General features: G+C 52.5%; 5 protein-coding genes. 4 read left to right on the plus strand and 1 reads right to left on the minus strand.

The genetic code is table 11. The features are described 5' to 3' along the window. The first annotated feature begins 96 nt into the window (after positions 1-96). The 4 genes from RQ935_RS09335 (at position 97) to RQ935_RS09350 (ending at position 5,614) form a co-directional block, all read left to right on the plus strand. Positions 97-1,377: an AGE family epimerase/isomerase gene (locus RQ935_RS09335; RefSeq protein ID WP_311498147.1), complete on the plus strand. Its 1,281-nt coding sequence runs from the start codon at positions 97-99 to the stop codon at positions 1,375-1,377. Positions 1,378-1,557: 180 nt separating this feature from the next. Further along, entirely contained in the window at positions 1,558-3,090 is a 1,533-nt protein-coding gene (locus RQ935_RS09340; protein ID WP_311498152.1) for an ATP-binding cassette domain-containing protein, read from the plus strand. A gap of 18 nt (positions 3,091-3,108) precedes the next feature. Beyond that, positions 3,109-4,416, plus strand: coding sequence for a sugar ABC transporter permease (locus RQ935_RS09345; protein WP_295027380.1), 1,308 nt, complete (start codon positions 3,109-3,111; stop codon positions 4,414-4,416). A gap of 70 nt (positions 4,417-4,486) precedes the next feature. Further along, the gene (locus RQ935_RS09350; protein WP_295027381.1) at positions 4,487-5,614 is read left to right on the plus strand and encodes a sugar-binding protein; all 1,128 of its coding nucleotides are present in this window, start codon (positions 4,487-4,489) and stop codon (positions 5,612-5,614) included. A gap of 93 nt (positions 5,615-5,707) precedes the next feature. On the opposite strand, the gene RQ935_RS09355 is transcribed toward RQ935_RS09350, so the two are convergent. Then, on the minus strand, positions 5,708-6,000 hold a 293-nt coding region (locus RQ935_RS09355; RefSeq protein ID WP_311498148.1), incomplete at its 5' end, for a hypothetical protein.

Here is a 6,000-nt window from a genome sequence, read left to right on the forward strand (position 1 = left end):
GACGCTGGTTCGCACACACAGCTGTTTTTAGACCTTAACTATTTTGAATATTCTGTATCCCCGTGAGCTAGGTGGGGCTACATTAGAATTTCAGTCATGTGTGAAATTCTTGATTTGCGTTCTTTGGCTGCCCGTGAGCTTCCAGCGTTGTGTGAATTCGGCATGAAATCTAAGGTTCCCGCCGGATTTGGTTATCTCGGTCCGAATGGTGACATCATGCCCGAGCTAGGGGCACAACTGTGGATTAATTGCCGAATGACGCATATGTTTTCGCTGTTCACCCTGGCGGGGATACATCCCGAGCAATCCCGCGAACTGGCTACTCACGGGATTCATGCCCTGCGGGAATACTTTGCGGACCATGAACACGGCGGTTGGTTTTCTTGGATTGAAACCGAACTCGATGCGTCAGGGCAGTCTCGACCCAACCTCGTGAAAGGACCCCGTAAGGAAGCCTATGCACATGCGTTCGTGATTGTCGCGGCCAGTTCCGCCACTGTCGCGGAAATTCCGGGGGCGCGCGAACTGCTGGACGAAGCCAGGCGCATCCAGGATGCTTACTGGTGGGACGAATCAGCGGGGAGAGCCCGAGAATCTTACGCTAGGGACTGGACAGAGCTGGAAGACTACCGCGGTGCGAACGCGAATATGCACACTTTGGAGTCGTGCCTGGCAGCTTTCGATGCGACTGCAGACACCGAATACCTGCGGCGGGGTGCGTCCATTGCCACGAAAATTATTAATGAGTCAGCGAGGGAATACGACTGGAGAATCCCCGAACATTACACCAGTAACTGGCGTATAGACTCTGATTACAACCGCGATAAGCCGAACGATCCTTTCCGTCCGTGGGGAGCCACGCCGGGCCACGGTTTTGAGTGGGCACGTCTGATTTTGCAGCTCCAGGGCGCAGCCGAGGCTGCTGGGTTAGATTTGAATTTGGATTGGGTTCACGAGGCCGCAGCGGGACTTTACCGTACCGCGCTGGCGGCGTGGGGTAGCGATGGCGCCGATGGGATTCCCTACACGACAGACTTCGAGGGCCGCCCGGTTTCCTCCCAGCGGATGCACTGGGTCATTTGCGAAGCTATCGGGGTAAGCCTGGTGATTTCTAAGCTCGCCGCTCGCTTTAGTTCAGATTCCCAACTTCCGCAGTTGGCCCAGCAGTGGGCTGACAAGTTTTGTGTTTACGCGCAAGACAAATTCATTCAACATCCAGGACAATGGTCCCATGAACTTGACGTGAATAATCAGCCCGCCTGCGTCACCTGGGTTGGAAAAGCGGACATTTACCATGCGGGACAAGCAATGTTCCTGGTTAACCTGCCGGCACAACCGGGGTTTGCCGCGGCGTTGAAACAGTCAAAATCTGCCTGAAATAGGCTCAGAAATACTTGAAATATCAAAGATGGCTGAGAATTGATACCGATTACACAAATAGGTAGACTTTCGTTCGGCTTGTGAACGTATTCACGCAAGAACTCGGTGTAATTGGCCAGACAGTGAAGTCTAGGAGCAGAAGTGAACGAATCTAAGGATGTAGGCAACATTTTAGAGATGCGCCACATCACCAAGGAATTCCCCGGTGTCAAAGCGCTTGATGATGTTAATTTCCAGGTCAAACAGGGCACTATCCACTCCCTGTGTGGTGAAAACGGTGCCGGTAAATCTACCCTGATGAAAGTGCTGTCTGGAGTATGGCCCCATGGAACCTATCAGGGGGACATCGTCTACCAAGGCGAGGTTCGCCGTTTTAAGAACATCCGAGAGTCGGAAGCGGCCGGGATTGGTATCATCCACCAGGAACTCGCACTGATTCCTGAACTCTCAATTGCAGAAAATATTTTCTTGGGCAACGAAATTAAGCAGGGCGTAGGCATAGATTGGTTCCAGACTAGAAAACGCGCCGTGGAATTACTTCGGGAAGTGGGTCTCGACGATGACCCGGATACCCCTATCAAAGAGATTGGGGTGGGCAAGCAGCAGCTGGTGGAGATAGCCAAGGCTCTGTCCAAGAACGTGAAACTACTAATCCTTGATGAGCCGACTTCCGCACTGAACGAGGAAGAATCGGCCCATTTGTTGGACCTGATGCGCCAGCAGCGTCAAAGCGGTATCAGCCAGATTATGATTTCTCACAAACTCAATGAAATCGCTGCTATTTCTGACGCGATTACCGTGATACGTGACGGAAAAACGATTGAGACTATGGAAGTTAAAGACGGTGACGTCGACGAGGACCGCATCATTCACTCCATGGTGGGTCGGCCTTTGGACAATCGTTTCCCCGACCGTGATCCGCATATTGGCGAAGTGCTGTTTGAGATTAGAGACTGGAGAGTGTATCACCCGGTCAATACCGAGCGGCTCATCTGTAAAAACTCGAATATCCAGGTACGCAGTGGAGAAGTCGTGGGCCTGGCGGGGTTGATGGGTTCGGGGCGTACCGAGTTGGCACGTTCAGTTTTTGGCCATTCCTATGGAATTTTTGAGTCTGGTCAAACGTTCATGGAAGGTAAAGAAATCTTTATGAGGTCGGTTCCAGCCGCTATTGAAGCCGGACTGGCCTATCTTCCGGAGGACCGAAAGGTGCAGGGGCTAAACCTTCTGGATGACATCAAAGGTGAAGTTATCTCTGCGAAACTAAAGAAAGCTACCGGCAACACACGCGCGATTGATTGGCACACAGTCCGTCAGACGGCTGAGGAGTATCGCCAGAACTTGCGTATCAAGAGCCCTTCAATCGATAACCTCATATCGTCACTTTCCGGTGGAAATATGCAAAAGGTCGTGCTTGCTAAATGGATGTACACCGACCCGAAGGTATTGATTCTGGATGAGCCGACACGTGGGATTGATGTGGGCGCCAAATTTGAGATTTACACGCTCATCGGCAAACTTGCTGCCGCTGGAATCGGTGTCATCGTGATTTCTTCAGAACTTCCGGAGCTACTGGGCATTACAGACCGTATCTATACGATTTTTGAAGGAAAAGTCACCGGTGTATTCGATACGAAAGATGCCGACCAAGAGTCGCTCATGCGTCTCATGAACCCCACAACTTCTAAATCCGGCAGTGCTGCCGCCTAACAGGGAGGAAAATTACCAATGCCAGCATTGAAACAACTACTAGGCGGCAACCTGCGCCAATTGGCTATGGTTATCGTCTTGATTCTGGAAATTCTTTTATTCCAGTTCCTGACGGGCGGCACCGTTCTTTCCGCTCAAAACTTGCAAAACGTCCTTTCTGGAAACACCTACGTGCTGATTCTGGCAATGGGCATGGTGCTGGTGATTATCGCTGGACACATCGACCTGTCAGTTGGTTCGGTGGCGGCCGTAATTGGCATTGTGCTGGCGAAGGTCACATCTGAGCAATCCGGAGCGGGGTTGCCTTGGTGGCTTGGCATCGGTGTCGCGCTGATTGTGGGTGTGATTATCGGTAGCTGGCATGGATTCTGGGTTGCCATCGTGGGGGTTCCCGCCTTCGTTGTGACCTTGGGCGGTATGTTGTTGTTCCGCGGGATGAACCAGTTTATTGGCAAGTCCCTGTCGATTCCTGTTCCGGATCAGGTGAAATTTATCGGTGCCGGCTATATGAATTGGTTGCCGCCTATAGCCATAGGTAATTGGATAATTAACTCGGAAACCATCATCTTAGCCATGATTGCCGCTCTCCTGATGGTGTTCATGCGCACCCGCAAGCGTGTCCGTCTGGCGAAGGCTGGAGCAGAACTGCCCGCTAGCTGGATTTTTGTGGTTCAGGTGGTCTTTACTTGCATTATTATCCTGCTGTTTGGATGGATTTTTGCGACTGGACGACCGGGGACTTCCCTGCCTATCTCTGGCATCATCGTGATTTTGCTGTTCCTGTTCTACAACTTCCTGTCTCGCAACACTCCTCTTGGGCGAGGCATCTACGCCGTAGGCGGTAACCGCGTGGCCGCGGCATTAACCGGTATCTCGGTGAGGAAAGTGAACTTCTTTGTAATGTTCAACTCCTCGGTCCTGGCAGCTATCGCGGCGGTGTGCTTCGTGGGACGTTCCGGAGCATCTACACCGTTTGATGGCAACTTATGGGAGCTTGATGCCATCGCCTCCGTATTTATCGGTGGCGCTTCAGTCTGGGGCGGTATTGGTACTTTGGGTGGCACTATGGTGGGTGCTTTGGTGATGGCTTTCCTGAACAACGGTTTGCAGCTGCTTGGCGTGGGCACAGACTGGACTCAGATGATTAAAGGTCTGGTGCTGCTTCTTGCCGTAGCCTTTGACGTACTGTCCAAGAAACAGGGCAAACCTTCGATTATTGGCCTATTCAGTGCCACTCGCAAACGTAACCAAGCATCGTCCGACACGGCGCTTGTGCCTGAAAATGACTCGAAAAAAGAATCGCCTGAGCAGGAAGCGAAGGCCTAATTAGTCACAAAGAACTTGGGCAACTGCCCAAACCTGGGGCACCAGGACTCGACACAAAAGTGAGGTAACCATGCAAATAATCAAGAGAATCGCCGTTCTTGGCGCCGCTGGCGCATTGGCGTTCGCACTGTCAGGCTGCGCAGGCAATGCCGGCAACGCTGATAAGTCGGGAGACGACGCCGGGGCAAGCAGCTCGACTGGTCTGGATTTGGGCATCTCTATGCCTCAAAAGACCTCTGAGAACTGGGTAGAAGCCGAGAAGTACTTCAACGACCTGTGCAAGAGCGAGGGCCTGAAGTGCTCGGTTCAATTCGCGAACAATGGTGTTTCTGAACAGCAAAACCAGATTGATACGATGCTCACCAATGGAGCGAAGGCTCTAATCATTGGCGCTATTGACGGCACCTCCTTAGGTAATCAGGTGCAGAAGGCTGCTGATGCTGGCGTGCCCGTCATTGCTTACGACCGCCTGTTGATGGCAACTGAGAACGTCGACTACTACGTTGCTTACGATAACTTTGGCGTGGGCGTGAAGCAGGGCGAGGCTTTGCTGAAAGGCTTGGAAGCCAAGAAGCCTGGCGGCCCGTGGACCATCGAAGTGGTAGCGGGTTCTAACGATGACTCGAACTCGGCCAAGTTCTTTGACGGAGCCATGTCCGTATTGCAGCCGGAAATTGATGCCGGTAAGGTGACGATTGGTTCTGGTCAGAACACACAGGCCCAGGCTGCTACCCAAGGCTGGGATCCCAAGAACGCGCAGAGCCGTATGGACGCCATCCTGGCTCAGAATTACCCCGGCGACAAGGTTCCGGACGGTATCCTCTCCCCGAATGACACTCTGGCTCGCGCTGTCTTGTCCTCTTGCGAACAGGCTGGCAAGACCCTCCCGGTCGTGACCGGTCAGGACTCCGAGATTGAGTCTCTGAAGTGGATCATGCAGGGTAAGCAGTACTCCACCATTTCCAAGCCGACCAAGCCGCTGGTGGAAAGCGTTGTGGCTTTGGCTCAGAAGCTCTTGAAGGGCGAAAAGGACGTGAAGGACCTTAACGGTATCGCAGTGGATGACAAGCAGTACGACAACACTAAGAAGGTCGTCCCGGCCTTCCTGTTGCCTCCGGTGGTGGCAACGAAGGACAACGCTGCGGAAGTTTACAAGGACGAGCCCACAAAGCTGGAAGCGGTTAACTCTGTGAAGTAGTCCTTTAGTTTAGGATTTTGGCCTGCTAGACCGAGACCCTACTCTATGTAGATTTGGCTGCGGTCCCGTCGTATCCGGCGGGGCCGCAGCTGTTTAATAACTGTACTGTCCTGCGTGCCAACATTCTTGGTGCAGCCGGTGCTGCAAGGCAAGTGGCTCTATCTGCGCGAACATATATGATATGTTATTTTCCGACACGCCCGGGATGTGCGAATAGGTACTCAGATTTGCATCCTCCGAAAGTGACGTGTATAGTTTTATCTGTTGCGCACTTTTGCGGTGAGCAACGCCCCGATTGTTGAAATCTCGGTGAAAACTGGGGTGGATCGGTGAGTGGGTTTGTTGGTTTTGATCTCGATAGCGTTTTGTTTTTTGTTTACGCGTTT

Source organism: uncultured Mobiluncus sp. (genome assembly GCF_963511525.1).
GTDB lineage: Bacteria > Actinomycetota > Actinomycetes > Actinomycetales > Actinomycetaceae > Mobiluncus.

Excerpts from the sequence above, each read along its gene's own strand:
- RQ935_RS09335 (WP_311498147.1), top strand. The coding sequence starts at position 97 with ATGTGTGAAATTCTTGATTTGCGTTCTTTGGCTGCCCGTGAGCTTCCA.
- RQ935_RS09340 (WP_311498152.1), top strand. The coding sequence starts at position 1,558 with ATGCGCCACATCACCAAGGAATTCCCCGGTGTCAAAGCGCTTGATGAT.
- RQ935_RS09345 (WP_295027380.1), top strand. The coding sequence starts at position 3,109 with ATGCCAGCATTGAAACAACTACTAGGCGGCAACCTGCGCCAATTGGCT.
- RQ935_RS09350 (WP_295027381.1), top strand. The coding sequence starts at position 4,487 with ATGCAAATAATCAAGAGAATCGCCGTTCTTGGCGCCGCTGGCGCATTG.